The 26,279-nt window shown below is 70.4% G+C and carries 24 protein-coding genes, 4 tRNA genes and 1 riboswitch; of the genes, 10 read left to right on the top strand and 18 right to left on the bottom strand.

All coding sequences use genetic code 11. The features are described from left to right. Positions 1-315: 315 nt before the first annotated feature. From ABD332_RS47985 to ABD332_RS47965, 5 genes are all read left to right on the top strand, one after another. Positions 316-387 (top strand) — tRNA-Glu (locus tag ABD332_RS47985). A 3-nt stretch (positions 388-390) separates the two neighbouring features. Continuing rightward, a tRNA-Thr gene (locus ABD332_RS47980) sits at positions 391-463 on the top strand. Between the two features lie 3 nt (positions 464-466). Next, a tRNA-Thr gene (locus ABD332_RS47975) sits at positions 467-538 on the top strand. 13 nt (positions 539-551) lie between these two features. Next, positions 552-624: transfer RNA gene (locus tag ABD332_RS47970), tRNA-OTHER, on the top strand. Between the two features lies 1 nt (position 625). Next, positions 626-2,944, top strand: a complete 2,319-nt coding sequence (locus tag ABD332_RS47965) for a hypothetical protein (RefSeq protein ID WP_344511687.1) — start codon at positions 626-628, stop codon at positions 2,942-2,944. Positions 2,945-3,059: 115 nt separating this feature from the next. On the opposite strand, the gene ABD332_RS47960 is transcribed toward ABD332_RS47965, so the two are convergent. Further along, positions 3,060-4,307: a metal-dependent hydrolase family protein gene (locus ABD332_RS47960; RefSeq protein WP_344511685.1), complete on the bottom strand. Its 1,248-nt coding sequence runs from the start codon at positions 4,305-4,307 to the stop codon at positions 3,060-3,062. A 192-nt stretch (positions 4,308-4,499) separates the two neighbouring features. Next, positions 4,500-4,676: a hypothetical protein gene (locus ABD332_RS47955; RefSeq protein WP_344511683.1), complete on the bottom strand. Its 177-nt coding sequence runs from the start codon at positions 4,674-4,676 to the stop codon at positions 4,500-4,502. A 761-nt stretch (positions 4,677-5,437) separates the two neighbouring features. Between ABD332_RS47955 and ABD332_RS47950 the strand changes: the two genes are divergently transcribed. After that, positions 5,438-7,597 carry a LamG-like jellyroll fold domain-containing protein gene (locus ABD332_RS47950; protein ID WP_344511681.1) on the top strand — a complete coding sequence of 720 codons (2,160 nt, stop codon included), beginning with the start codon at positions 5,438-5,440 and terminating at the stop codon, positions 7,595-7,597. 250 nt (positions 7,598-7,847) lie between these two features. Here ABD332_RS47950 and ABD332_RS47945 read toward each other — a convergent pair whose 3' ends face one another. The 3 genes from ABD332_RS47945 to ABD332_RS47935 all read right to left on the bottom strand — a co-directional run bounded on the left by ABD332_RS47945 (position 7,848) and on the right by ABD332_RS47935 (position 9,668). Continuing rightward, entirely contained in the window at positions 7,848-8,582 is a 735-nt protein-coding gene (locus ABD332_RS47945; protein ID WP_344511679.1) for a DUF305 domain-containing protein, read from the bottom strand. Positions 8,583-8,776: 194 nt separating this feature from the next. After that, positions 8,777-8,959 carry a hypothetical protein gene (locus ABD332_RS47940; protein ID WP_344511677.1) on the bottom strand — a complete coding sequence of 61 codons (183 nt, stop codon included), beginning with the start codon at positions 8,957-8,959 and terminating at the stop codon, positions 8,777-8,779. Positions 8,960-9,017: 58 nt separating this feature from the next. Continuing rightward, on the bottom strand, positions 9,018-9,668 hold the full coding sequence (locus ABD332_RS47935; protein WP_344511675.1) for a C39 family peptidase: 651 nt from the start codon (positions 9,666-9,668) through the stop codon (positions 9,018-9,020). Positions 9,669-10,107: 439 nt separating this feature from the next. After that, a riboswitch (cyclic di-AMP (ydaO/yuaA leader) is annotated at positions 10,108-10,250 on the bottom strand. Positions 10,251-10,391: 141 nt separating this feature from the next. Between ABD332_RS47935 and ABD332_RS47930 the strand changes: the two genes are divergently transcribed. After that, complete coding sequence (locus ABD332_RS47930; protein ID WP_344511673.1) at positions 10,392-11,876, top strand: RNA-guided endonuclease InsQ/TnpB family protein; 1,485 nt, start codon at positions 10,392-10,394, stop codon at positions 11,874-11,876. A 203-nt stretch (positions 11,877-12,079) separates the two neighbouring features. Beyond that, positions 12,080-12,487, top strand: coding sequence for a DUF6855 family protein (locus ABD332_RS47925; RefSeq protein ID WP_344511670.1), 408 nt, complete (start codon positions 12,080-12,082; stop codon positions 12,485-12,487). Positions 12,488-12,712: 225 nt separating this feature from the next. Here ABD332_RS47925 and ABD332_RS47920 read toward each other — a convergent pair whose 3' ends face one another. The 8 genes from ABD332_RS47920 to ABD332_RS47885 are packed head-to-tail and all read right to left on the bottom strand — an operon-like array spanning position 12,713 to position 20,018. Beyond that, entirely contained in the window at positions 12,713-13,501 is a 789-nt protein-coding gene (locus tag ABD332_RS47920; RefSeq protein WP_344511668.1) for a class I SAM-dependent methyltransferase, read from the bottom strand. After that, positions 13,498-14,220: an ABC transporter permease gene (locus tag ABD332_RS47915; protein ID WP_344511666.1), complete on the bottom strand. Its 723-nt coding sequence runs from the start codon at positions 14,218-14,220 to the stop codon at positions 13,498-13,500. Before ABD332_RS47915 ends, ABD332_RS47920 begins: the two co-directional genes overlap by 4 nt. Before the next feature lies 1 nt (position 14,221). Then, complete coding sequence (locus ABD332_RS47910; RefSeq protein ID WP_344511664.1) at positions 14,222-15,193, bottom strand: ABC transporter ATP-binding protein; 972 nt, start codon at positions 15,191-15,193, stop codon at positions 14,222-14,224. Between the two features lie 14 nt (positions 15,194-15,207). After that, a complete protein-coding gene (locus tag ABD332_RS47905) occupies positions 15,208-15,969 on the bottom strand; it encodes a CPBP family glutamic-type intramembrane protease (protein WP_344511662.1) in 762 nt (253 codons plus the stop codon). Then, complete coding sequence (locus tag ABD332_RS47900) at positions 15,966-16,625, bottom strand: CPBP family glutamic-type intramembrane protease (RefSeq protein ID WP_344511660.1); 660 nt, start codon at positions 16,623-16,625, stop codon at positions 15,966-15,968. Before ABD332_RS47900 ends, ABD332_RS47905 begins: the two co-directional genes overlap by 4 nt. A 1-nt stretch (position 16,626) precedes the next feature. Further along, the gene (locus ABD332_RS47895) at positions 16,627-17,982 is read right to left on the bottom strand and encodes a YcaO-like family protein (protein WP_344511658.1); all 1,356 of its coding nucleotides are present in this window, start codon (positions 17,980-17,982) and stop codon (positions 16,627-16,629) included. After that, positions 17,979-19,070 (bottom strand): TOMM precursor leader peptide-binding protein, encoded by a 1,092-nt coding sequence (locus ABD332_RS47890; protein ID WP_344511656.1) that lies wholly within the window; start codon positions 19,068-19,070, stop codon positions 17,979-17,981. Before ABD332_RS47890 ends, ABD332_RS47895 begins: the two co-directional genes overlap by 4 nt. A gap of 3 nt (positions 19,071-19,073) precedes the next feature. Next, entirely contained in the window at positions 19,074-20,018 is a 945-nt protein-coding gene (locus ABD332_RS47885) for a SagB/ThcOx family dehydrogenase (protein WP_344511654.1), read from the bottom strand. 194 nt (positions 20,019-20,212) lie between these two features. Between ABD332_RS47885 and ABD332_RS47880 the strand changes: the two genes are divergently transcribed. Further along, positions 20,213-20,341 (top strand): hypothetical protein, encoded by a 129-nt coding sequence (locus ABD332_RS47880; RefSeq protein ID WP_344511652.1) that lies wholly within the window; start codon positions 20,213-20,215, stop codon positions 20,339-20,341. A gap of 224 nt (positions 20,342-20,565) precedes the next feature. Here the strand turns inward: ABD332_RS47880 and ABD332_RS47875 are convergent, their stop codons facing one another. The 4 genes from ABD332_RS47875 to ABD332_RS47860 are packed head-to-tail and all read right to left on the bottom strand — an operon-like array spanning position 20,566 to position 24,417. Then, positions 20,566-21,378 carry an ABC transporter permease gene (locus ABD332_RS47875; RefSeq protein ID WP_344511650.1) on the bottom strand — a complete coding sequence of 271 codons (813 nt, stop codon included), beginning with the start codon at positions 21,376-21,378 and terminating at the stop codon, positions 20,566-20,568. Beyond that, on the bottom strand, positions 21,375-22,220 hold the full coding sequence (locus ABD332_RS47870; RefSeq protein ID WP_344511648.1) for an ABC transporter permease: 846 nt from the start codon (positions 22,218-22,220) through the stop codon (positions 21,375-21,377). The genes ABD332_RS47875 and ABD332_RS47870 overlap by 4 nt, the downstream gene beginning before the upstream one ends. Continuing rightward, positions 22,217-23,407, bottom strand: coding sequence for an ABC transporter substrate-binding protein (locus tag ABD332_RS47865; RefSeq protein ID WP_344511646.1), 1,191 nt, complete (start codon positions 23,405-23,407; stop codon positions 22,217-22,219). The genes ABD332_RS47870 and ABD332_RS47865 overlap by 4 nt, the downstream gene beginning before the upstream one ends. Positions 23,408-23,430: 23 nt before the next feature. After that, positions 23,431-24,417, bottom strand: coding sequence for an ABC transporter ATP-binding protein (locus tag ABD332_RS47860; protein WP_344511644.1), 987 nt, complete (start codon positions 24,415-24,417; stop codon positions 23,431-23,433). 120 nt (positions 24,418-24,537) lie between these two features. Here ABD332_RS47860 and ABD332_RS47855 point away from each other — a divergent pair, with 120 nt between their 5' ends. Further along, positions 24,538-25,977, top strand: a complete 1,440-nt coding sequence (locus ABD332_RS47855) for a PucR family transcriptional regulator (protein WP_344511642.1) — start codon at positions 24,538-24,540, stop codon at positions 25,975-25,977. Between the two features lie 109 nt (positions 25,978-26,086). Here the strand turns inward: ABD332_RS47855 and ABD332_RS47850 are convergent. Continuing rightward, a partial coding sequence (locus ABD332_RS47850) for a dienelactone hydrolase family protein (protein ID WP_344511640.1) occupies positions 26,087-26,279 on the bottom strand: 193 nt, incomplete at its 5' end.

Raw genomic sequence — 26,279 nt, 5'->3', positions numbered from 1 at the left:
CCGGGCGACGTCTCCCGCACAACTGCCGCCGCGCTTCGCTGCATGGCGGCGGGCGGGCAGGGTGCTATGCGCTGGTGCAGGTCAGCGTCGGTGTCGTCGCGGCTCCGGTGCCGAGCAGACCGAAGGTGGTCGACGCCCCGGCCGCCACGGCGCCGGTCTGGCGATGACGACCGCCGTGGCCAGGGCGGCCAGCGCGAGCCCGGACACGGCCGCCGCGATCGTGCGGGGCTTCAAGCTGTATGTCTTCACGAATGCGTCTCCGTAACGAAAACGGGACGACCGGAGAGCACCAGGCTTGTATGGTCGGGATCGCGACGACGTGGAGCTCGGCAGCAGAGCACCGGGCTCTCAACCCGGAGGGCGCGGGTGCAGGTCCCGCCGCGTCGGCCTCGACATGAAGCTCAGTCAGCAGAGCACCGGGCTTGTAACCCGGAGGGTGCGGGTGCGACTCCCGCCATGTCGGCAGCGACGTGTAGCTCAGTCAGGAGAGCGCCGGCTCGTAACCCGGTGGGTGCGGGTGCGACTCCCGCCACGTCGGCGACGCACGACGACAGCGTGTAGCTCAACGAGACAGAGCGCCGGGCTTGGCCCCGGTGGGTGCGGGTGCGAGGCCCGCCACGCTGGCATGGCCGCGAACACCGACCCCACCCCGGACCCGACCACCTCCCCCACGGGGGCACCGACCGGCGTCAACCTCGGCTACGCCGTGGACCAGCTGGCGCGGGCGCTCGTCACCGCGACGACGCACGAGGACGCTGACACGCGCCGCCGGGCCGACCGCCGCATGGAGCGGTGGGGCGCCGTGCTGCGCGGCGTCCTGGACGGGAAGCTGACGATCGGATCCCGCACACCGGTCAAGGACCTGCCGGCGTGGGTCACGCCGGGTGTCGTCCGGGGTGGCTTCGCAACCGGGTCGGCGGCCGCCGAGGGCCCGTTGCTGCCGCACGAGCAGGCGCTCGCCACGAGGATGCGTGTCGCCGCCGACCGAGCGGAGTTGTTCCGCCACCACCTGAGCAAGCACGGCCTGACCGATCTGTGGACGCTGCTGGACACCGGCGCGTACCGGGTGGACCTGCCGGAGGAGGCGGCCCTGCTCACCGTCGCGTGGCTGGTCCGGGCCGGTGACGACGAGGCCGCGTCGGCGGTCGTGGAGGAGATCGCGCCGTTCGCCGGGCGGCTGCGGTTCGCGCCGCAGCCGGCGGACTCCGCGCCGGCCGACCCGTCGATCGTGTGGCGGCACAGCGCGGGCGAGGTCCGGGAGGAGCTTGCCGCCCGCCGCCCCAACCCGCAGATCGAGGCGATGCGCGAGGCGCTCACGGTCTGGAACCCGTTCGCCGACGAACTGCTCACCCACTGGCTCGCCACCGTCGTCGACGGCCGGGTCGCCGAGCGGGCCGACGAGGCCTGGACGGCCCGTTCCCGCACGCTGCTGGCGCGTTACACCGCACTCACCGACCGGCACCAGCACTGCACGAAGCACCGCAACCGCAAGCAGAACCTCGCCATTCTGCGCAACGCCCTCGCCGAGCACCTCACCGGGCAAGGTCTCGACCCGCGCACCCGGGGATTGCTGCAGCACGCGGTCGACAGCATGGTGCGCCGTCGTGGTGCGCCCGGCTCACCGGCGCACACCGCGCTGCGCGCCGAGCAGGCTGCCATCGGCGCCGTGCCGACCCACCACGGGATCGCCCGGGTCGTCGTCGCGCGCCTGGCCGCCCTGCCGCAGGACGTCGGGGTCAGCGACGTCGACGCCGTCCTGCGGCCGGTCGAGGCCGGCGAGGCACCCGATGCGGCGATCCCGGTCGGAACAGCCGTCCCCGACGCGTTCGGCACCGCCGTGCGTCGCGCCGCCGCCGGCACCGTCGAGGAGCTCCTCGACGCCGGTGTCGTCCCGTCGGCCGAGGTCCTGGCCGTGCTCGTGCCGCAGCTGGCGGCGGCCAGCACCGCCGCCGCATACCGTGACCCGGCGCTGCAGCAGCTGATGACGGCGACCTACCGCGCCTTCCGCAACCGCCGGTCGCTGCTGCTGCTCAACCTCGAACACCAGGTGCGCCTGGAGGAACTGCCGTGGGTGCGGGCGGTGCAGGCCCACCGGCACGCCGACGCCGACACGCGCGGTGCCGCAGCCGGAGCCCTGCGCCGGCTCGGCGAACTCACCCTGGATGCGTTTCCGGCGACTGTACTGCCGAACCCGCTGGTCCGTGAGCTCAGCGCGCTCGGGGCCGAGACCGGTCTGCGGCTGCCCTGGGTCGAGGAGCTGGCAGCCGACATCTTCATGGGGACGTTCTCCGGCAAGTACCTCGCCGCCGCGCAGATCGCCGGCGGTCTGCTCACCGGCAGCCTGTACGAGCGCTACTACGGCATCGACTACGCCGCCCTCACGGCTGTCGACGACGTCCGCAACGGAAGGTACGGCGCCCGGACGTCGCCGACGTTCGACGCGCTGTGCGGCGAGCGGGCGCGGGCGAGCGGATCGACCGGTTCGGGCTCGGTCGCCGCCAACGGCACGGTGATCGAGCAGGCGCAGATCCTCACCACCCACAACCTCGCCACCCTCGTCGGGCCGGCCGGCGTCCGTCCGGCCGGCGACTGGGCGACGCTGGCGTGGCGGGCATACGTGAAGGCGAAGACCCTCGCAGCGCAGGTGCCGGCCAGCCCACATCCGCTGCCGATCGTCAAGGACATCGCGTACGCCTGGCGCCACCTCGTGTTCTACCTGTCGATGCCCGGAGCCGATCCCGCCGAGTTCGTCCGGACGGTCCGCAGCGACGCCGACGGTCTGCCGTTCCACGTGCAGATCCGGCTCCAGCCCGCGATCGGCGGCCTCGAGCACGTCGTCACCGGCGGGACGTTCCCCCCTGACGGTACGGCGGCTCCGGACCGCCGGCGGCTGCTCGGCTGGTCGACCCGCGGCCACTGGATGCTGCCTTCACGGTCCGCCTGACCACGGGCACCGCCGAGCAGTCTGACCGCAGCGAAAGAAGGCCGGCTCACAGGCCCTGTGCAGGAATTGGCACGGCACAGGGAGTTCGGCAGTGTACGTCGATCAGCCGCATGGTTCATGCCATGGCGACTGGGCGATGTACCACGCCGTCGTGCATGACGAAGTCGACACCACTGGTGGCGTCGATGTCGTCGAACGGGTTGCCGCGGACGGCGATCAGGTCTGCGGTGGCACCGGGCCGGATCCGGCCGAGATCGGGCCGTTGCAGCAGGTCGGCAGCGGTACTGGTGGCGGCACGCAGCGCCCGTAGCGGGCTGATGCCGGTGTGCACCATGGCGGGGAACTCTCTCCAGTTCCGATGATGGGGGAACATGCCGGCGTCGGTACCGAAGGCGATCTGCACGTCGCTGGCGGCGACGTTGCGGGCGCTGTCACGCAGCTGGTCCGCATAGCGTCTGAACTTCTCCCGCTCGTCGGGGTCTTTGCCCCGCCAGTAGTCCTCGTCGTCGAGGTGGTCCAGCGCGTCGGCGACCATGAACTGGGTGGGAACGAGAAACACCCCGCGCCGTTGCATCAACGACAGGGTCTCGGCAGAGGCAAGGTTGCCGTGCTCGACGGAGCGCACCCCGGCCCGGACCGCACGGGCGACACCTTCGTCGCCGTAGGCGTGCGGGGTGCACGGAACGCCCAGGTCGGTGGCGGTGGCCACCAGGGCATCCATCTCCTGCTGGGTATACGTGGCCTGCCCGGGGTCGTCGGTGGGCGTGCCGAAACCGCCGGTGGCACCGAACTTGATCCAGTCCGCGCCGGTGCGGATCTCCTCGCGCACGGCGCGGGTCAGGGCGGCGGCGCCGTCGGCAAGCACGCCGATCTCGCGGCCGTATTCGGGTGCGAGCAGGGTGGAGATGTCCCCGTGGGCGCCGCGAGCCGAGATCAGATGTGGCGCCACGAGCATGCGCGGCCCGATGATCAGGCCGTTGGCGAGGGCGTCGCGGAGGTAGATCGTGATCGGCTCGGCGGCGAAGGTGGCCAGGTCGCGCACGGTGGTGAACCCGCGGTCGAGCAGATCCCGCAGCACCGGCAGGGCCCGCAGGGTGATGACCGTGGCCGGGTCGGCCACGAACGCGGTGAGCAGTGCCGACGGATCCACCGTGGTATGCATGTGGCAGTCGATGAAGCCCGGCAGCAGCAGGCGGTCGCCGAGGTCGACCACCTGCCCGGTGCCACGCCCGACCCGGTCGCCGACCTCGACGATGCGCCCGCCGCGAACCAGGACCTCGGTGTGGCCGGACGGTGTTTCGGCCAGCCCGTCCCAGCACCGCTCCGCTACCAGTACGGTTTCGGTCGAGGTGTTCGCTTTCATGGCGTCTCCGTGGTTCGTGCGCCCGTATGACACTTCCCGCCCACTCTCGGGGTATGCGGGCCCGCGTGGCTTTTCAACCGCTGGTGTTGGTCGCCCTGGACGATCACTGTCGCCACCGTCGGGGCAGGCGAACGGTGCGGCGACCAGGGGCCGACCGCCTCGCGGAGCGACAGCGGTCGGCCCTGGAGGCCATCAGCAGTTGATGGTGAGGGTTGACGACCACTTGTAGTTGACGCCGTTCTTCTGGAGCAGCGCCCGGTAGTCATGCGTGCCGTCGCAGTCCCACCATGCGGTCTTCGAACCGTCGTTGCTCCAACGCGAGGTCCTGTCGAGCTCCTCCCAGCCGTACCAGCGGGACCGGAAGAGCACGACCTCCCATGGTCCAGTGCCGCAGCCCTGGGTCGCACCCGTGGAGTACACCCAGTAGTTGCCGGAGATCGTGCCACGGGCAGGGTTTGCAATGGTGGCACTGCAGGCAGCGCTAGCCGGAGATGCGGTAGCGACGGTGAGGCCTGCTGCGGCAAGGGCGCAGGTGATGAACGACATGACGACTCGTCGACTGACTCTTCCCACCGGGAATCCCTTTCATCGGGGCGACCGGCATCGGGCCGGTTCGCCTTGTTGTTCTTGATTCGCGGCCCCTGGTTGGTGCCGCTGGGGTTGCCCGATCAGCATGTGGGCGGCCTGGGTTGTCCGACACTGCTCGCTGCGCCAGACAAACAAGGTCGGACAATCCCGTCGCAGCAGCTGGGTGCCCGCTGGCCTCGGGCCGGTACCAGCCCACGGAGAGCTCGAACCAGTGCAGCCGTCGAGAGGCGCGCACCGGGCAAACACCGTCCACAGAGGACGGATCGGCACCGTGAAGATCGGCAGTCAAGTGGTGGGCCGGGCGATGCACCATGCGAACCGCCGCACCATCGCCATCCAGTATCTGTTCACGTATGAGAACTCGATAGATTTTGGTTCGAGTACATAGACGCAGTTCGCGCTTTTGTGTTAAGAAGTGTTCACGTTCAGTCCTACTGGTGGTGGTATCCGCCATGCCGAACCCCAAGGGATGTCTCATGAAAGTGCGCCGCTGGTCCTCCCCGTTTCCCCTCTTCGCGCATACCGATCGATGGCGGGGGCGAGTGTTCGCCCCGCTCGCTGCGGCGTTCGTCGCGTCGGTCATGCTTGCCGGATCGGCGGCGTCCGCTGCTGCCAACGCCGGCGCGCTAGCGGCTCCGGCCGACGACGGCCGGCTCACCGTGCTGCTGTTCTACAAGACCAACTTCCACGCCTCCAACGTGCAGGCCCGGCAGGCCGTGCGTGACCTGGCCACCCAGCTCGGCACGCAGTACAACCAGCCGGTCGACATCCAGGAGACCGACGACCCCGCGGCCTTCACCACCGCGAACCTCGCCACCAAGGACACCGTGGTCTTCGCGCAAACCGGTGGCGTGCTGTTCGACGCGGCCCAGCGCAGCGCGCTGGAGGCCTACATCCGCGGTGGCGGCGGCTACATGGGCATGCACTACGCCGGATGGTCGGTCGGTCAGAGCGAGCACGACGTCAACCCGTTCTACTACCGCCTCGTCGGCGCCGTCTCCGAGGGGCACCCGGAGAACCCCGGCGTTCGCCCCGGTCGCGTGTTCGTCTCGGACGCCAGCCACCCGCTGGTCCAGGGCGTCACCGCCTCGATCACCCGCAGCGACGAGTGGTACGACTGGGTGGTCAACCCCGCACCCAACGTCCGCACCCTGATCGAGGCCGACGAGTCGTCCTACGGCGGCGGCGCCAACGGCTCCCCGCACCCGCTCACCTGGTGCCAGAAGATCGACTCCGGCCGCTCCTGGTACACCTCCATGGGCCACGAGGGCACCGCCTACAGCGAGCCCTACATGCGCGCCCAGATGAAGAACGGCCTCGCCTACGCCGCCGGGCTGCTGAGCGCCGACTGCTCCCCGCCGCCGCCGGCCGCCGGTGTCCCGATCCGTTACGAGTTCGAGGAAGGCACGGGCACCACGGGCGCCAACACCGGCACCGTCGGCTCGGTCGGCGCGGCCGTCCTGACCGGCACCACCGGCTGGTCGACCAACGGCATCCTCGGCAAGGCGATCAACCTGCCCGGCGGTAGCACCGCCAACGCGGTCGACCTGCCGGACAACCTGCTGCAGAACGCGACGAACTTCACCACCGGGTTCTGGGTGCGCCCCGACACCAAGAGCAACTGGACCAGCATGTTCCACATCGGCGACGGGCTGGGCTCCGCCGGGAGCTACTTCCACATCCAGATGCAGACCCAGGCAAGCGGCAACACCGGGCTCGCCGCCACCTTCAAGGCGAAGACCGGTCCCGAGGAGCGGGTCTATGCCACTCCTGTCCGGGACGTGGTCGCCGGCCAGTGGAACCACGTGGCCTTCACCCGTCAGGGCTCGACCGGCACGCTGTACCTCAACGGCGTGGCGATCGCGACCCGCACGGACCTGACGGTCACCATGGCCGGCATCGGCCCGACAGCCAACAACTGGCTGGGCCGCAACGGGTACGGCGACGCCGCGTTCGACGGTCTGATCGACGACGTCCGGGTGTACACGTCAACGCTGAACGCCGCGCAGGTGACGGCGATGTACAACGAAGGCAGCGCCGTCCGCTACACCTTCAACGAGAACACCGGCACCGCCGCCGCGAACTCGGGCACGAAGACGTCGGTCGGTGCGGCCACCCTGCAGGGCACGACGTCCTGGGCAGCCGGCCGGTTCGGCAGCGCGGTGTCGCTGCCGGGCGGCGCCGCCAACTCGGGCAACCAGGTCAAGCTGCCCGACAACATCCAGTCCGGACTTACCAACCAGTTCGCCGTGTCCTTCTGGGCGCGTCCGGACACCCTCCCGAACTGGGTGCCGCTGCTGCAGATCGGCAGCAGCACGGACACGTTCTTCCTGCTCCAGTCGGGCACGAACAGCGGAACCACCGGCTTCGGCGCCACCTTCAAGGCGGCCGGAAACCCGGCACAGGAGCGCCTCACGCTCGGTTCCGGCCGCGACCTGCCGCTCAACCAGTGGACCCATGTGGTGTTCACGATGAACGGCTCGACCGGCAAGATCTACTTCAATGGCGTGCTCCAGGGCACCCGTACCAACTTCCCCATCGGCATCGGCAACGTGGGCGTGGGCGGCAACACCACGGCCAACCTCATCGGCGGGACGAGCTGGGGCGACCCCCGATTCGACGGTCTGATCGACGACTTCCGCCTGTACGGCTACGAGCTCAGCGCCGACCACGTGACGCAGCTGTACTCGGGTCGCCGGTGAGCACGCTGTTCTAGTGGGAGCATCCACGCCCGCGCCCGGTCGGACTGACGGCTCCCGTCTGAGCGATGGCACCCGCCAGCGAACAGCCGGGTCACAATCCGAGTGAGCGTGGAATACATGACGACGTGGGCCCCAGGATCTCTCCCGGGGCCCACGTTCGTACTGATCGGGTATGAGCCGCATCGCGAGGTGGGTCTCCACGTGCTGGGAGAGCAGGAGGACGCCGACGTCGGGGAAAGCGGACGAGGCTTTACTGCGACTGGCCGGCCATCTGCCGCATCGCAGCGATCTCGGCCTGCTGTGTCTTCACGATACGGCCGGCGAGAGCCTTGGCGTCCGGGTTGGTTCCATGGGTCAGCTCCGCCTGGGCCATCGTGACCGCTCCCTGGTGGTGAACGATCATCATCTGGAGAAACAGCTTGTCGAAGTCGGTGCCGGTCGCCGCCTTGAGCTTTGCCATGTCTGCGCTCGACATCATGCCCGGCATCGTCGGCATCCCGCTGGGCATCATCCCGCTCGGCATCATCCCGCTCGGCATCATCCCGCTCGGCATCATCCCGCTTGGCATCATGCCGTTCGGCGATGCTCCATGCGGCATCATGTTGCTCGGCATGCAATGCATCTCGGGACAGCTCGGCATCGTGGTCGGCTGGCCCCAGGCGACCAGCCAGCCCTTCATTGTCGCGATCTCCGCCTTCTGCCCGGTACTGATCTTGGCGGCGAGTTGTTTGACGTCCGGATCAGTCGCCTTCGTCTCGGCGAGGGCGGCCATCTCCACGGCTTGCTCGTGATGCGGGATCATCATCCGGACGAACACCGCGTCGACGTTGTTGAAGGTGGGGTTGACGCTGACGCTGACGCTGCCGTTGTTCGGTGCCGTAGGACTACCGCCACCGCTTGCGGTGTCACTGCAAGCGGTGAGCGCGACGGTGACAGTGAGGGCGACGCCCACCAGCACGGCGCTGCCTCGGGTGTAATGCCTCATGGCGCACAGACTCTTTCGACTCGGTGTGGTGAGCTGCATCGCCCTGAGCGGCTACCCCTGTGATGCGGTCATACCGAACGCGGGCGTCATCGCCCGGACGGCGTGACCTCGGCGCTGCAATCCGTTCCACAGCCGGACTCGACGCAATCCCACACTCCCGGGCATCCACGGCATGCTTCCCGAACCGGGTGGCGTTATGCGAGCTCCACACCACCGACCAGGAACTCACCCGGCAGCCTGACCGGTCGCCGCTTCAGTGCGGGTCGATGGCTGAGCATGCCCATCGCCGCCCCGCCCGGCAACGCGCCGCGCAGACTGCCACCGGACACCCACATCGTGACCACGAACAGGACGCTGGACGCCAGGACTGAGCCCACGACGGCCGGCCACCACGACGCCGCCCTGCCACCGTCAGTTGATCGGCGATGCCGGGAATCAATACGAGTAGCCGCGCGAGGAGATCCAGTCGGCCAGCTTGGGAGTGCTCAGCCAGTAGGTGCCGTCCCCGCTCGGGTCGGCCGGGTCGGCGATCTTCACCGTCCCGCCGCCGTCACGGTATCCGACGACCGTCAGGTAGTGACCGCCTTCGTAGGCGTGCACGGCACCGGCGGTGTCGGTCACGTGTCCGGCGATGTTTGCCACGATTGCCCGTCCGCCGCCGACCGTGGTCAGCACGTCGGTCTGAAGCTGCGCGGCCTGCGCGGGCGTTGCCGGGTAGACCGGGATCTCTCTGGTCTGGTACAGCGTGCGGCCGTGCCCGAGCACCTGGTTGAGTACGCGGGTGGTGTCGAGGGCCGAGTTCGTCCCGTTGGTGGTGGTGCCCAGCATGGCCGCGGCCTCGTCCTGACTGACGGCGTGGCCGGCTGCCGTGAGCGCGATCCGGGTGGCCGCCGGCCCGCAGAAGTAGTAGTTCGGCTGCAGCTGGAACTGGTACTTGAGGAGCATCGTCGTCGGCGCGGACGGCGCCGCCCCGTCGGCCTTCGGTGGTTTCGTGGTCAGCGCCGCGCCCGCCGCTGCGGTGCGCCCAGACGGCGGATCGCCGAGCTGGCTGAGCACGATGCCGGCCACGGCCGCCGCGGCGAGCATCACGCACATGGTCACCGCCATCCGCGGCCGGCGGATATCCCCGGCGCGGTGGGACTGCGGCTGTACGGATTCAAGGTTCACAACGAGTCTCCAGTAGCCCGGAGCAGGGCGATCGATACGGGCATGACGTGCGACGACACGCGATGCACAGCCATCGGGCAGCAAGAAGTGACGTGCGCGGCGCGAACGCGCAGCGCACAGGCCAGCTCGCCACCTCAGCAGCCGGACGGATGGCGCACAGGCCACGGGCCTGCGGCTCCCTGCCGCACTGCGTCAGTAGCCGCTGCAAACGGAGCGGCCGGCACCTACGCGACTGTGACCACCCGCAGCGTGACAGCAGGCGGCACTAGCGTCCTGTTGACGCCGCTCGGCGCGCGGACGAGCAGGCACGCGCCCTGCGAGGACCTCGGCGATGGGGGTAACGGCTGTGCACAGACACTTCTCCTTACGCGTCCGCCTACCGGGTCAGCTGACGGATTCGGGCGCGAAGGTCGCCCTACCACAGGCCGTCGGCCCGCGGATTCACCCCAGACATGCGGTGGGTCCCCGGCTCGTGCGTGCACGACTCAGCGAGCCTGCCCGGCGTCACCTGCTGTGAGCATGAACCGGACCAAGCGACCCATGACGTTACGCAAGGGGCACTGCCATGGCAAGGCCCGCTAGTGCTGTGTCCACGAACGTTGGCCGGGATTTTCTGTCGTACCCCTGTGCTTGAGTGTTCGTATGCCTCGCCGTCGTGATCCTGCTGCTGCCCGGGTGGTGCACCGCACCTGCCGGGTCGGGTTGCGGGTCACGCGTGGTCAGAGGGAGCGGTGTTTCGGGCTGCTGCGCTCGGCCGGCGACGTGTGGGCGTGTGTGCTGGAGGTCAACCACTGGCGGTGGCGGCATCAGGCGCCGCCGGTGGTGTCGTATCAGGCACTGTGCCGGGAGCTGTCCACGGCCGGTCCAGGCACCTTCGGTGACCTGGACACGACCGGGGCCCGGTCGGTGCTACGCCGGTACTCCGACGCCTGGTTCACGGCGGCGAAACGCCGCAAGGCCGGTGACCTGTCCGCACGGTTCCCGCGCAAGCGGCGCGGTCTGCTGCCGGTCCGCTACTACCACGGCACGTTCACCTTGGACGGGCGGCGACTGCGGCTACCGACCGCGAAGGGTGCGGCGCCGTTGTGGCTGCGCCTGGACCGGGCGGTGCCGTACCCGGTCGAGCAGGTCCGGTCCGTGGCCCTGCTGGCCGAGGGCGGGCGGTTGTGGGTCGAGGTCACCGCCGAGGTTCCCGTCACCGTGTATCCGGCCGACGCAGGTCCGGACCCGGCTCGGGTCGCTGGCGTCGACCTCGGTGTCATCCACCCCTACGCGGTTGCTGGCGCTGACGGGCACGGGCTGCTCGTTTCCGCACGCGCGGTCCGCGCCGAGCACCGTATGCATCTCTCCGACACCAGGCACCGCCGCCGGGCGACCGCCGCCCGGGCCCCGAAACCCGGGCAGCGCGGGTCACGGCGGTGGCGCAAGACCTGTCGCCGTGCCCGCCTCGTCGAGGGCCGGCACCGGCGCCGGGTCCGGCAGGCGCAGCATGAGGCGGCGAAGACCGTGATCGGCTGGGCGGTGCAGCGGCGGGTCGGGACCCTGACCGTCGGCGACCCCCGCGGCGTGCTCAACCTCCCCGCAGGGCGCCGGCACCACCTGCGGCTACGCCAGTGGCAGATCGGCCGCGCCATCGCAGTGCTGCGGGACAAGGCCGAACTCGCCGGCATCACCGTCCACCTCGTCGACGAACGCGGCACCTCATCAACCTGCCCCACCTGCCGCAAGAAGATCACCAAACCGGCCGGGCGGACCATGACCTGCCGGCACTGCAACCTCACCGGGCACCGCGACCTGTTCGCGGCCGCCACCATCGCCACCCGCACCCCCAACCACCCGGGCGGGAACCCCACGGGCGGCGGCACCAGCACCCCAGCAGCAGTAGTGCTGCCGCAGGTGCTTACGCACCGTCGAGCAGGACGACACCTCCCCGGTGCCGGACTGTCCCGGCGTGACCCACGCCGACCCCCACCACGCCATCACGCCGCCACACCCGGCGACGCGACGGTGAACACGATGGGGGCGGCGACAGGAGTCAGTTGGCCGGCTGAGGCCCGCCCCACCACGGTGGGGAGTCGCTCGACCGCACCCGTGCGGCGAGGAACCACAACACCACCAACCCGGTGAACGTTAGTGGTCACAGCACTAGCTGGAAGAAGCCGCACATCATCACTGTTCGGACCGACTACTCAATACGTTGACAGCATCGCGGCATGGGTCGGTTCAAGCGATCTCAGGGTCCCACGATCGGCTGCCGCGGAGGCCATCCCGGCCCGGGCATGACGGCACGGGTCTAGAGTGCGAGTCGAACGCGCGGACGGGAGGCGGTCATGCCGGCTGGAACGAAGGACGACCCGTGGGTGCTGAAGACCCCGCCCGGGTCGTCGGAGTACACCATGTACCGCGACGAGGCCGCCAACCCGCCCGCCCTCGTGTGCCAGGTCGGCTCGACCAAGCTGACGTACCAGCTGCGGGCGGTCGAGGATCTGCATGCGTGGCTGCGCGAGCAGGGCGACTGGGTGCCGCTCGGCGCCGCCGACGAGAACAAGCCCGCCGCCGACGGCACCGTCGAGGCGTGGGGCCGTTCGGAGGACAACCCGGTCGGCGGCTGGTACGGGCTGCGCAAGGGCTACCGGGGCCGGTTCGGAATGTACCTGCCGCCGCTGCTGGAGGTGCTCGGCCTGGCCGAGCTGACGCACGATGCCCGCAACAACCGGATGCGCGCCGTCACGGAGTGAGGATCCGCTTGAGGCGGGCCAGATCTTTCTGGTTGGCCCGGCGCATCGCCGCGGCCATCACCGACGCGGTGACCTTGCCGAAAAGGGCCCAGCGCCGGCGTCCCCCCGTGCCTCACGAGCAGGACCGGCCCGCGAACCGACGCCGCCGCCCAGGCCGCCCGCCGAAGCGGAGGCGGGCCTGACGCCCGAGATCCCCGAGCCACGCGACCCGTTCCAGCGCCGGACTCAGCCGCCGCGGCGAGGTTCGAGGGCGACCACGCCGTCGACGAGCGTACGGCTGGAGGCGCCGTACCGGGGTCGCGGCACCGGCAGGGCCCGGTAGGCCACGACCCGCCAGCCCGGTTCCTCCAGCGGCGTCAGTGAGTCCAGCCCGAAGAGCGCCAGCCCACCGGGGACGCGCTGGGCAAGGGTCTGCATCTGCCTGGCGGAGTCCGCGCTGACGATGTCGGCGATCCAGTGCGCGGCGCCGGTCCGGCTCGCGAGCGTGGCCGCCAGCGCCGTGACTGCTCCGGCCGGCAGGTACACCAGCAGGCCCTCGGTGAGCACGATCACGTCGCCGGATCGTCCCGTCTCGTCCACCACGGCGCTCACCGCGGTCTCGTCGCGGACGTCCAGGCCGACCCGCCTTACCGGGCAGCTGTGCGGCCGGCCGTGCAGGGTCCGGTCCTTCAGCTCGACGACGGCGGGGTCGTCGGCCTCGACCAGCTCGCGGCATCCGGGCAGTCGCATCCGGTACGGCCGCGTGCAGAAGCCGGCCCCGAAGTTCACCACCGCGGCCCCCGGCCGTCGCTCGAGCGCATCGACGAGCATGCGGTCGATGAGGACGGTACGGGCGACAACCTCGTCCCGCCCGGCGTCGGCGAGCCGCGCGATCGGCGCCGCCGCAGCGGTCGGCGTGAACAGCTCGGCGAGCGGGTCCGACACCCGGGGGCGCGGAAGGCGGCTCTCCGCGGCCCGGCAGGCCGCCGCTGCGTACGCGGTGGCCTGCACGGTCCGGTCGACGAGGGGGTTCATTCCCAGCGGAACAGCCAGGCGGCGCCGGCGGCGCAGACCACCACGGTGCCGCCCAGCACCGCGACATCGACGCCGATGGAGTCGCCTCGGTCCAGCCACGCCCATTGCAGCGCGTCGATCGCGTACGTCAACGGAAGGGCGTCGCTGATCTTGCGCATCCAGTCGGGCATCAGCTCGAGCGGGACGGTGGCGCCCGTCAGGAAAATCATCGGGAAGTACACCAGGTTGGCGATGACCAGGGCCGTCTGCTCGCTTCTGGCGATGGAGGCGATCAGCAGGCCGATGCCGAACATGGCGGCGCCGGAAAGCAGCGCCAGACCGGCGAACGCGAACGTCCGCTCCGGCGCGTGCAGACCGAACACGAGCGAGCCGACGACGACGAGCAGGGCGATGCCCAGCACGCAGATGACGATGTTGATCAGCAGCTGTGCGGTGAGGAAGACGGTCGGCCGGGCGGGGGTGCCCCGCAGCCGGCGCAGAAACCCGCGGGAGCGGTACTCGACCATGCCCAGCGGGAAGCTCATCAGCCCGGCGACGGCGAGGACGAGGCCGACGTAGGCGGGCACGGACACGTCGACGGTGCCGAGGCCGTCCCACAGGTCGGACGGCTTGTTGCCGTAGATGCCGCCGAAGATGCCCAGCACCATGACCGGGAACACGAGGCCGAAGAACAGCGGCGGGAAGTTGCGCAGCATTCGCCTCGACTCGAACGCCAGCACGCTAGGAAACATCGACGTTGTCCGCTTCGCTCGAGGCCGTTCCGGCGGCCTGCCCGGTCAGGTTCAGGTACGCGTCGTCCAGCGAGGCCGGCAGCTCCCGCGCGGTGGTGCCGTGTTCGGCCAGGACCCGGTCGACGTCCCCGCGGCGCGCCGGTTGCACCTCGAGCATCAGCCGCTGCCCGGCCGGCTCCACCCGCACCCCGGAACCCAGCCCGGTGAGACTTTCGGCCAGCTTCCGGTTGCCGCCGGCGCCGTCGAGCACGAGCCGGGCCGAGTCGCCGGCGTGGTCCCGGATCAGCTCGGTGGGTGTGCCGGTGGCTACGACGCGGCCCTTGAGCAGCACGTTGACCCGGTCGCAGAGGTACTCGACCTCCTCCATGTGATGCGAGGTGATCACGATGGTGAGGCCGTCGCCGTTGCGGCGGCGCAGCTCGTCCCAGACCATGCGCCGGGCGGCCGGGTCCAGGCCGTTGGTCAGCTCGTCGAGGAAGACCACCTGCGGGTTGTTCAGCAGCGCCAGAATCAGTGACAGCCGCTGCTGCTGCCCGCCTGACAGTTTGACGACCTGGCTGCGCCGCTGCCCGCTCAGGCCGAACAGTTCGAGCAGCTCGATGTGATCGGCCGGGTCGGGGTAGAACGACGCGAAGAGCCGGCAGATCTCCTCGACCGTGGCGCGGGGCGGGTAGACGAGCTGCTGGAGCTGAATGCCGGCGATGCGGGTCATCCGCGTACGGTCGGTGGCCGGGTCGAAGCCGCCGACGCGGATCGTGCCCGTGGCCGGTTTCCGCAGCCCTTCGATGCACTCCAGCAACGACGTCTTGCCGGAGCCGTTGGGGCCGATCACGCCTACGACCTGGCCCTTGTCGGCGCTCAGGTCGACACCGTCGACGGCGACCAGGTCACCGTAGCGGACGGTGATGTTCCGGGCGTCGACGAATGGCTCGGCGGCGCTTGCTTCTGCTTCTTGACTCACCGTTGTCGGCCTCCTCATCGGGGCACTGCGGCCGCGACGGGAGCGACCCGGCGCGAGCTGGTCTGGGTGTAGTAGGCGGCGAACGAGGCATGCACCGCGATCGCCGGAAGGACGCTGCCCTCGACGATCACCAGCAGCCCGCACACCACCGCGAGCACCACACTGGACAGCGCGAGCACGGTGGCCTGCAGGGCCGTCTCGGTCAGCAGGACCTGGCCGACGGTGAAGGTCGCGCCGCTGATCGCGATGGCGGCCCACACCGGTGTGTGGCTGGCCAGCAGGCCGCCGAGGAAGACACCGCGGAAGTAGAACTCCTCGACGGCGGCGCTGGTCGCCGGGACGATGTACCGCCATGCCCGGGGTAGCGCCAGGATCTCGGCGATCCAGCGGACGCCGGTGACCGCGCCGGGCACGTCGGTGCGGGGTCGCACGGCATAGAGGATGGACATGGCGAATGCGGTCAGCGCGCTGGCGCCGGCGGCGGTCAGCACCAGCAGACCGATGTCGTGCGGGGTGACGTGCCAGGCGAGCAGGGTGGCCACGTCGAGGCCGCCCCAGTACATCACGAGGATCGACGCAAGGACGCCGCCGGCCAGGTACACCAGGGTGCCCAGGATCGGGAACACGTATCGGCCGGGCAGCCCCGTGCGGCTGGCGACGGCCAGGCGTACCCGTTGGCGGGTACGGTTGCGCCGGAAGGGCAGCCGGTACAGCGCGAGCCAGGCCGCGGTCGCCGCGACAGCGACGGCGGTGAACGCCGCCGCGTCGCGGGTCACGACGGCTCCCGGCGCCGCAGCACGGTGAGCACGACCACGTTCTGCACCGCGTGCGCCACCATCGGCACGAGCACGTTGTCGCCTCCCAGCAGGTACAGCAGGCCGAACCCGATGCCGGTCAAGGTCTTCTGCGCGACGGTCATGGCGCCGAAGTAGAGGTGGTTGAGGCCGTACACGACGGCGGTGACCAACAGCGCCGCGGCGGCCGGCCAGCCCAGGACAACTCCCAGCAGGTGTAGTCCCACGCCCCGGAACAGCACCTCCTCGGCAGCGGCGACGCCGACCGCGGCCAGCACCACCCAGACCGATCCGCCGCCCGCGAGCCGGTGCAGCGCGATGCCGGCCAGTCGCCGGTGCCGGACCGCCAGCCATGCGGCGCCGGTGGCCCATTCCAGCACCGGGGCAAGGCACCCGAACGCCACCGCGGCGGCGTACCAGCGCCAACCGACGGGCGAGGACAGGTCCCACCGCATCGGCGCGAGCGTGGCGACCAGCGCCGCCATGGCCATCAGCGCCACGGCGAACACCAGCTGCCCGCGCACGACCGGGTCGAGTCTGCGCGGCGCCGCGCCGCGAGCGCCGGTGCCGCCGAGCACTCCGGACAGGGTCAGCCGGAACGCCTGCGCCGGGAACGCCGCGCAGAGCAGTACCAGCACGCTAAGGCAGAGGGTGCGGGTGGACATTCGTCACTCCGCCGTGCGCGACCATGCGCGGATGCGCCTTCGGCGGCATCCCGGGCAGGCACATGCTGAGCAGTTCGGGGATGAGGACGCGAACCACTTTCCAGTCGGTGCCGGCCAGTTCCGGCGGTGTGATGTCGAGGTAGGTCGCCCAGCGGCTCACCCCGGCCACCATCTCGAGCAGCGACTCGAGCGTCGACGCTCCGGCCAGCGGGGCGATCTCGGAGAGCTTCACGGACCCGCTGAACCGCTCGGCGACGATGGCGCGCTTGTGCTCCGCGTCCTGCGGTCCGGCGTAGAACAACACGTTGGAGTCGAGGTCCAGGTACGGCGAGGAATTCGTCGCCGCGTGCACCGCCGTCGTGTCGAAGATGGCGCTGTACATGCCGAGGCCGAGGATGGCCGCGCTCTCCATCGCTCCGCGCAACAGCGCCGAGCGCGGGTCGGCGTCGCCCTGCACCCCGAAACTGAGCATCGGCAGCGCGTCGGTCTTGCGGTCCATGTACACGCCGATGGTCGGCAGTGGGAGGTCGGGTCGGGTCAGGTGGATCGCCCGGACCCGGTAGTCGGCATCCGGCCCGAGGTTCATCGTGGCCAGCACCCGCAGCGCGTCCTCGTCGTCGACGACGACCTGCGGACACGGATTCGGGGTGTACCAGTTGAGAATGAACGAGTCGATCTGCACCGCCTCGATCAACGCGTTGCGCAGCGCGTTCTCCAGGCTCACGTGTGCCGCCGTGCCGGTCGAGAACGACGGGGTGAAGAGCAGGTCGCCGTGCGCCGCCGAGGTGGTGAAACCGAGGAAGAACAGCTGCGCGGGGACCCAGAGGTCCTCCCCCGGCCGGGTCAGCGCCGGGCAACGCACCCACGCGATGACGTCGTCCTCCGTGGGCGGGCGGTCGGCGTACCGGTGCAGCCGCGAGGCCAGGGTGCGCTGCTGTTCCGGACCGAGGATGCCCAGGTACTCCAGTGGCATGCACTCGCCCTCGGCCGACAGCTCGCGCCGTGAGGCGTACCGGAAATCCTGGTCGAACAGGCGGATCGCGACCATCGCGGCGTATCGCTCGACGCTTTCCCCCATCATCTTGATCATGGCCTCTTCCTGGTACAGGCCGTACCCGCTCAGGTGGTACTGCACCTGCAGATGCGGGTCACCCATGATCAGGCGGTGGTAGTGCGGCATGGTCGCCGTCATCGCCCGCATCCGGGGCTCGCCCGGGATGTCGGCGACGGCGACGAAGAACCCCGGCATGATGCCGGTCTGGTTCGCCCCCAGGTGCTTGTACCGCCGCAGCAGCCGCGTCATCGGCGGGTAGTGCGACACTGCGCTCATCGCAGCACCCCGGACACGATCCGGTCCACGGCCGCCCGGCTGTTGAAGTTGATCTCGCGGATCCGCTGGCGGGACACCTTGCCGCAGCCCGGGCAGGCGGGCATGCGCAGCAGGTCCTGCGTCTGGATCTCCAGCGTGGGCAGATGCACGCCGAGCACCCGGCCCGACAGCCGCGACACGCCCACCGTCGCGTGCAGGTATCCCTCGGTCAGCGCCAGCGTGGTCAGTAGGCTCATCATGGGCGCGTCCGCGGCGCGCGGTGCCGCGGACCCGACCGGCGAGCGGGCGAAGTCGTGATAGGACACGTGGTCCTCCAGCCGCGCCAGCGCCCGCTGCTCGAAGCACTCGAAGCAGCCGGTGTGCGGGGACTTCAGGCCCACCACGGACACGAACGGCCCGTCGATGAACGCGCACACCCACGGCACGTCGCGGCCTTCCAGCACACGATTGATGTTGCGCAGCAACGGCAGCGACGGTCGCTGCAGGCACGTCACCAGCGCCGCCGAGCCGGTCAGCGCCGGAGTCAGGTCGGCCATGGCCTGCTCGGTGGCCAGGCCGTCGATACGGGACGTGAGGTCGGCGCTCGAAAGGCGCTCGACCGTCTCCGGGGCGAGCGGCGCCAGCCGCAGCCGCATCCCGGCCGCCAGGTGCTCGGCCTGCGCCGTGGCCGCGGCGGAGTCCGACAGGAAGGCGACCTCACCGCTCGGCGGCTCGCCGTCCCCCGGGTACGGCGACACCATCCGGCCCAGCAGCGCCGCGGTCACCGCATCCTGGCTGTCGCGCTCACGCGCGGGCACGAACAATCCGGCCTGTGCCAGGTCGGCGAAGAGGCGCTCGATGTTGGCCGACTCGATCGGTAGCAGCCCCGGATCCAGATGGTCGGCGACGCGCACCGGCCCGGCGGCCGCCGCGCGCAGCGCGGCGCGCACGGTGGCCCCCACCGCCGGCGACTCGCGGCTGACGTCGATCACCGCCTCCTCGAAGTTCCACACCCCGGTGCGGATCCGGAAGCGGCCGGCGCTGTCCTCCACCAACCGCGCCGTGCTTGCCAGCAGGTAACTGTCCATCATGGACTCGTCTGCGCTCACCGACTACTCTCCCTGCCCGACCACGCTCACGTGCACGACGTGGCTGGTCAGGCCGTCCAGGTCCAGCATCTTCTCGATCGTCTGCTTGTCGTAGCCACCCTGGTCACAGCCGGCCAGGCCGAGCGCCGTGCGGGCCAGGTGCAGGTTCTGCAGGATGGCGCCGACTTCGATGAGCCCGAACACGACACCCCCGTCGCCGTACTTGCGCGAGTTGTCGTAGAGGTTGTACACGAACGTCAGGACGAACCCGCTGCGCTCGACGTCCAGGTCGGGCGAGCGCAGCACCTGTGCCGGCGACAGCTGCGGATGCGGCGCGACCGGCGAAAGACCGTGGGCGTACGGCAGGTACTCGTACGCGCCGGGGGCGAGCCCCGCGACGTTGAAGGCATGGACGTACAGCGTTACCGGGTAGAGACCACCGCCGGAGGCGACGGTGCGCAGCCCGATCACGCCGTGCGGGTCGGCCGGATTGCCGTACGGCAGGCTGCCGGTGGCACCCTGGCAGTGGAACAGCAGCGCCGACAGGTCGGCCAGCGAGATCGGCTCGCCGCTGAACAGGCGGGTGCTGCGCCGCTCGGTGACGACCGCGGTCAGTCCCGCACGGATGGGTTTCGCGGCGGGCAGCTTGACGACGTCACGCAGGTCTTCCTCAAGGTCGGCGTGGCAGGAGGACAGGACCGCATCCGGCTCGTAGAACCTGCCGATGCCCATCTGGAAGCCCAGCCGAGCGTTGTCCGTGCGGTAGTTGAGCAGGAGTTCCTCGCCGGCGAAGGCGTCATCCCCGGTCGCCCATCGGCCCCGCACCACGGAGTCTGGGGTCCGGACGACCGTGGATGACGTATAGATCGAGACAATCGTGTGCTGCATCGCGAAGCTGCCGACCGCCCGGAGGTAGTCGTGGTCCTTGAGCGCTTCCTCGACTTCTTCCCTGGTGCGGCGGTAGGGCATGTCACTCCGATGCGAGCGCGGACAGGGAGGTGACCGGCAGCGGCCGGATCACCAGGAGCAGCAACTGGAGCAGCAGCAGTTGCCGCCGCCGCACGTGGTGGAGGCACCCGGAGCGACCGTGACGGTCAGCCCACCGGTAGCCGTGGTGCCGATCTGGCCGGAGAAGCTGAGCAAGACTGGTTTCCCTTCACTGGTTGGGCGCATGGGCCGGCGACTACCACGAACAGCAACTGGTGCAGCAGCAGTTGCCGCCGCCGCACGTGGTGGAGGCACCCGGAGCGACCGTGACGGTCAGCCCACCGGTGGCCGTCGTGCCGATCTGACCCGAAAAGCTGAGCATGCGATTCACCTCCCAACGACGAATTGACGACATCGATCGATGCGATTTCGTCGGCCGCACGGTAACATGCGCATCAGAGGCGTATCCAGGATGTACTTTCACTGGTCAATGTGCATGGAGCACACGGGCCACGACTGTTCATCCGGCGTACACACCTCCGCCGAGACCTGCGCACGAACCGCAAACAGGCCGCGGCGAGCCTGACGACTACAGCCGGCCGCCGGTCGTGTCGGAGGAGAGTCGCTGGGCCAGGTACACGGGGATGATCGACGCGACGATGAGCACCGCGGCCACGACGTTGATGACCGGGGCCTGGTTCGGGCGGAACAGGTTGTTGAAGATCCAGATCGGTAGGGTCTCGGTGCCGGGGCCGGCGGTGAACGTGGTGACCACGATCTCGTCGAAGCTCAGCGCGAACGCCAGCAGGCCGCCGGCGAACAGGGCGGAGCGCAGCAGCGGGAACGTGACGTAGCGGAAGGTCTGGCCGGGGCGGGCGCCGAGGTCCGCGGACGCCTCCTCGTAGGAGGCGCCGGTGCGGCGCAGGCGGGCGAGCACGTTGTTGTACACGACGACGACGCAGAACGTGGCGTGGCCGATCACCACCGACAGCAGGCCCTTGCCGACGCCCAGCGGCTCGACGACCGAGCGGAACGCGGTGTCCAGCGCGATGCCGGTGACGATGCCGGGCAGCGCGATCGGCAGCAGCACGAGCAGCGAGACCGCCTCGCGGCCGAAGAAGCGGTACCGCTGCACCGCGAACGCCACCATCGTGCCGAGGACCAGGGCGACCAGGGTGGCGCCGAGGCCGGCCTGCAGCGACGTCCACAGCGCCGAGCGCAGGCCGCTGCTGTCCCACGCCCTCGACCACCAGCCGAACGTGAACGATCGCGGCGGGAAGGCGAACGTGCGGTCGGCGTTGAAGGAGTTCAGCAGCACCAGCGCCAGCGGCACGTACACGAACGCCAGGCCGAGGGCGGTGACGGCGCCGAGGACCCAGCGGGCGGTGCGGGAGAGCGTCATAGGTTCTCCAGGGCTCCGGTGCGGCGTACCGCGAGCAGGTACACCAGCATGACGAGCGCCGGGATGGTGGCCAGGGCGGCGGAGAACGGCAGGTCGTTGGCGGCGCCGATGTTCGCGTACACGAGGTTGCCGATCAGCTGGCTCTTGCCGCCGACGATCTGCACGGTGATGTAGTCACCCAGCGACAGCGAGAACGTGAAGATCGAGCCGGCCACGATCGATGGCACCAGCATCGGCAGCACCACCGAGCGCAACGTGCGCCCGGGCCGGCCGCCCAGGTCCGCCGACGCCTCCAGCAGCGAGTCGGGCAGCCGGTCCAGGCCCGCGTAGACGGGCAGGATCATGTACGGCAGCCACATGTAGGACAGCACGAGCACGGTCGCCGGCAGCCCGTAGCCGGGGCCGCCGAAGATCCGGTCCAACGGGCCGTCGTTGGCCAGCATGACCCGCCACGCGTACGCCTTGACCAGGTAGCTCGCCCACAGCGGGGTGACCACGGCGACGAGGAGGATCCGGCGGTACCGCGCCGGCGCCACCTTCGCCATGAAGAACGCCATCGGCACGGCGAGGACCGCGTCGATGAGCGTGACGGCGGCGGCCACTCCCACGCTGCGCAGCACGACGTTGCGGTACACGGGCTCGGTCAGGATCGTGCGGAAGTTGTCCAGCGTGCTCTCGTGCACGACCTCGCCGGTGAAGGTGTTGACCTGCCACAGCGACGAGGTGAGCAGCACCGCGAGGGACCCGAGGTAGGCCACGACGAGCCAGGCCAGCGGCGCCGAGAGCAGCGCCGCCAGCCTCGCCCGCGGGTGGCGGTGGAAGAACCCTGCGATGACCGTCATCCCTTGATGCTCGTCCAGGCCTTGGTCCACTCGCTGTAGTCCTTGCACTTCACGTCGGTGCGACCGTCGACGCAGTCGGCGACCGGGGTCGTCCAGTACCAGACCTGGCCGTAGTACGACTCGTCGTCGGCGTGGTAGGTGGTGCAGTGCTGCGGGTCGGCGGTCTTGGCGCAGGCCAGCTTGTTCGACGGCGCCTCACCGAACCATTCGGCGACGGCGGCGTTGGCCTCAGGGGAGATGATGTGGTTCATCCACAGGTACCCGCAGTTCGGGTGCTTCGCCTTGGCCGCGATCATCCAGGTGTCGGACCAGCCGGTCGCGCCCTCGCTGGGCAGGATCGCCTCGACGGGCGCCTTGTCGGCCTCGGCGAGGTTGGCGATGACCTGCCAGGTGGTGCCGAGCACGGAGTTGCCGGCCTTGAACGCCTGCACCTCCTTGGTGTAGTCCGACCAGTACTCGCCGATGACCTTCTGCTGGCCCTTGAGCAGGTCCACGGCCGCGGTGAACTGCTTGTCGTCCAGCGCGTACGGGTTCTTGATGCCCAGTTCCGGCTTGTGCTTCATGAGGTACAGCGCGGCGTCGGCGATGTAGATCGGCGAGTCGTAGGCGGTGACCTTGCCCTTGTACGGGGAGTTGGCGTCGAAGACCACGTCCCACGAGGTCGGCGCCGGCTTGACCACGTCGGTGCGGTACATGAGCAGGTTCGCGCCGCGGCCGTGCGGGACGCCGTAGGACGCGCCGCCGACGGAGTTCCACGCCTTGTTCTTCAGCCCGTCGAAGACGTCCTTGTAGTTGGGCACCAGGTCGGTGTTGACCGGCGCGACCACGCCGCCGTAGATGAGGCGCAGGGAGGCGTCGCCGGAGGCGGAGACCACGTCGTAGTCGCCGGTCTTCATGAGCGTCACCATCTCGTCGGACGTGCCGGCGACCTTCACGTTGGCCTTGCAGCCGGTCTGCTTCTCGAACGGGGTGACCCAGTCGACCTTCGGGTCGTTGCTGCCGTTCTCGGCGTACCCGGCCCACGCCACGATGTTCACCGCGCCTTCGCCGGCCCCGAGGCTCGCCAGCTTGTCGATCTTCGGCAGCTGGGCTCCGGCGGGCCCGGCCGGCGCGTTGCTCTGCTTGGCGTCGTCCCCGCAGGCGGCGAGGGCCAGCACGGTCGCGAATACGGCGATGTATCGGCGCATGCCTTCTCCTTGATTCGAGCGCGTCAGTCGAGCGCGATGAGGTCGGAGGAGCTCCAGGTGAGGCGGACCGCCTGGCCGCGCAGCGCGGGCAGTCCGGGTGCGGAGGTGAGCAGCACGACCATGCGGGGTCCGGCGTCGAGGTCGACGACCAGGCGGGTGAAGGCGCCGGCGTACACCACCTCGGCGACCTTGCCGGCGGCCGCGCAGTCGCCGTCGCCGTCGAGGCGGATCTTCTCGGGCCGCAGCGAGAACGTGCCGGACCGGCCGATGACGTCGGCGCCGGCGAACTGGTTCGAGGTACCGACGAACCCGGCCACGAACGGGGACGCCGGGCGCTCGTAGAGCTCGGCCGGCGCGGCCACCTGCTCGACCCGCCCGCCGGAGAAGACGGCGACGCGGTCGCTCATCGTCAGCGCCTCCTCCTGGTCGTGCGTGACGAACACGAACGTGATGCCGACCTGCCGCTGCAGGGCCTTGAGCTCGACCTGCATCTCCTCGCGCAGCTTGAGGTCCAGCGCGCCGAGCGGCTCGTCGAGCAGCAGCACCTTCGGCCGGTTCACCAGCGCCCGCGCCAGGGCCACCCGCTGCCGCTGCCCGCCGGACAGCTGCGCGGGGCGCCGGGCGCCGTAGCCCTCCAGGCGCACCGAGCGCAGCGCCTCCTCGGCCCGCTCGTGCCGCTCCCGCCGGCCGGTGCCGCGCACGCGCAGCCCGTAGGCGACGTTGTCCAGCACCGACATGTGCGGGAACAGCGCATAGTCCTGGAAGACCGTGTTGACGTCGCGCTCGTACGGCGGGCGCCGCGTGACGTCCACCCCGGCGAGTTCGACGGTGCCGGCGGTCGGCGACTCGAAGCCCGCGATGAGGCGCAGTACCGTCGTCTTGCCGGAGCCGCTCGGCCCGAGCATGGAGAAGAACTCGCCGTCCGCGATCTCCAGGTCGACCCCGTCGACGGCGTTGACCACGCCGAACGACTTGCGCAGCCCGGTCAGCCGGATCGCCGGTCCGCTCATGCCAGCACCTCCGCTTCCCTGCGGCTGGGTTGACGGAACCGTAGGGAAATCGGGCACCGACTCCAATGGACAGATGTACAGCGCTTCAGCAAATCGTTGTGCAGCAGTACAGTCACGCCCGTGAGCGTGCGCCTCGCGGACCTCCTCGCCGACGACGGGCTGAGCCTCGTCGTGCGGGCCGGTTCGCGTGCCGACCTGCAGCGGGAGGTCCGCTGGTGCGCCGTGACCGAGCTCGACGACCCCCGGCACTGGCTGCAGGGCGGCGAGCTCGTGCTCACGACCGGCCTGCGTCAGCGCACCGCCGCCGCCCAGCGGCAGTTCGTGCGCCGGGTCGCCGAGCGCGCGGTCGCCGCGATCGGCTTCGGCACCGGGCTCACCCACCGGGTCGTGCCGGCGGCGACGATCGCCGCCGCCGAAATCGCCGGGCTGCCGATCCTCGAGGTGCCGTACGAGACCCCGTTCATCGCCGTCGACCGGCTCGTCGCCGACCGGGTCTTCGCCGCGCACTACGGCCGGCAGCGGGCGCTGCTGCGCATGCACGACGAGCTGACCCGGGCGCTGCTGTCCGGCGGCGGCCTCGCCGGCATGGTGGATGCGCTGCGGCGCATGGTCGGCGCACCGATCGGCGTCGTGGACGCCTACGGCCACGTCTTCGCCTCCGCGCCGCCGGGCCTCCCGTGGCCGTCCGGCGCCGCCCGGCAGGACCTCGTCGAGGTCGGCGGAACGGTCGAGGCGGCGCTGTGCACCGGGCCGGTCGCCGGCGGCCAGGACGACATCCTGCCCTACGCGGCCAGCCTCGTCGGCCTGGAGCTGGCCCGCCGCCAGGCCGTCCTCGCCGGCCGGCGGGAGCTCATCGGCCACCTCGTCGAGGACATCGTGCGGACCACGATCGCCCCCGCGGAGGCCGAGCGGCGGCTGCTCGCGTTCGGCGTGGACGTCTCCCACCCGTACACCGTCGTCCTCGCCACCTCGCCCGACGTCGCCGGCCTGCGGGCCCTGCCCGGCAGCGTCTACCCCCTCGCCGAGACCGGGGTCGAGCCGGTCGCCACCGCCCACCTCGACGACCACCTGGTGGTGCTCGTCGGCCGCTCGCCCAGCGCCGCGGACGTCGCCGCCAAGACCCTCGCCTACGTCGCACAGCTCGGCGACGGCGCCCGGGTCGGCGTCGGCGGCGCCTACAGCGGCGTGCACGGGCTGCGCTGGAGCTTCTACGAGGCCCGCGAGGCACTCAGCCGCGGGCCCGGCGTCAACGGCCGGGAGCCGCTCTCCCTACCGGGCCTGCTGCTGGCCAGCGACGACCTACCCCTGGCCGACCTCGGCCGGGAGGTCCTCGCGCCGCTGCTGGACTTCGACACCGCCTCGGGCGCGGCCCTGGTCGAGACGCTGCGGGTGTACCTCGAGGAGGACGGCTCGGTCGCGAAGGTCGCCGCCCGCCTCTACGTGCACCGCAACACCGTGCGCTACCGCCTCGAGCAGATCGAGCGGCTCACCGGCAGGCGGCTCACCTCGACCGCCGACCGCGTGCAGCTGTGGCTCGCTCTGCACGCGGTGTCACTCTGACACGGTCAGCAGCCGTTCGCGGATGTCCCGGTAGCCGACGGCGCGTCTTCTTACGGTCTCCACACCGGACTGCACCGCATCGGCAGCGGCTACAACTATCGAAAGATCCTTAGAAGACCTCGTCCAGGAAGGCCGTCAGCTCGCGCCAGCTGCGGGCGTCGGCCGCCGGGTGATGCGCGCCGCCCGGCAGGGTGAATCCGTGCTCGGCGCCGGAGTACGTGATGACCTGCCAGTCCAGGTCGGGGCGGGTGCGCAGCTCGTCCTGGAAGGCCGCCACCGCCTCGTCGGGCACCACCGGGTCG

Origin of the sequence: Dactylosporangium maewongense (assembly GCF_039531485.1) — a bacterium.
GTDB classification, from domain to species: Bacteria; Actinomycetota; Actinomycetes; order Mycobacteriales; family Micromonosporaceae; genus Dactylosporangium; species Dactylosporangium maewongense.
The sequence above is the reverse complement of the archived record's forward strand: the minus strand, read 5'-3'. Positions and strand labels throughout refer to the sequence as shown.

Coding starts and splice junctions, on each gene's coding strand:
- ABD332_RS47965 (WP_344511687.1), top strand. CDS start 626: ATGGCCGCGAACACCGACCCCACCCCGGACCCGACCACCTCCCCCACG.
- ABD332_RS47960 (WP_344511685.1), bottom strand. CDS start 4,307: ATGAAAGCGAACACCTCGACCGAAACCGTACTGGTAGCGGAGCGGTGC.
- ABD332_RS47945 (WP_344511679.1), bottom strand. CDS start 8,582: ATGAGGCATTACACCCGAGGCAGCGCCGTGCTGGTGGGCGTCGCCCTC.
- ABD332_RS47935 (WP_344511675.1), bottom strand. CDS start 9,668: ATGCTCGCCGCGGCGGCCGTGGCCGGCATCGTGCTCAGCCAGCTCGGC.
- ABD332_RS47930 (WP_344511673.1), top strand. CDS start 10,392: ATGCCTCGCCGTCGTGATCCTGCTGCTGCCCGGGTGGTGCACCGCACC.
- ABD332_RS47925 (WP_344511670.1), top strand. CDS start 12,080: ATGCCGGCTGGAACGAAGGACGACCCGTGGGTGCTGAAGACCCCGCCC.
- ABD332_RS47920 (WP_344511668.1), bottom strand. CDS start 13,501: ATGAACCCCCTCGTCGACCGGACCGTGCAGGCCACCGCGTACGCAGCG.
- ABD332_RS47895 (WP_344511658.1), bottom strand. CDS start 17,982: ATGAGCGCAGTGTCGCACTACCCGCCGATGACGCGGCTGCTGCGGCGG.
- ABD332_RS47885 (WP_344511654.1), bottom strand. CDS start 20,018: ATGCCCTACCGCCGCACCAGGGAAGAAGTCGAGGAAGCGCTCAAGGAC.
- ABD332_RS47875 (WP_344511650.1), bottom strand. CDS start 21,378: ATGACGCTCTCCCGCACCGCCCGCTGGGTCCTCGGCGCCGTCACCGCC.
- ABD332_RS47870 (WP_344511648.1), bottom strand. CDS start 22,220: ATGACGGTCATCGCAGGGTTCTTCCACCGCCACCCGCGGGCGAGGCTG.
- ABD332_RS47865 (WP_344511646.1), bottom strand. CDS start 23,407: ATGCGCCGATACATCGCCGTATTCGCGACCGTGCTGGCCCTCGCCGCC.
- ABD332_RS47860 (WP_344511644.1), bottom strand. CDS start 24,417: ATGAGCGGACCGGCGATCCGGCTGACCGGGCTGCGCAAGTCGTTCGGC.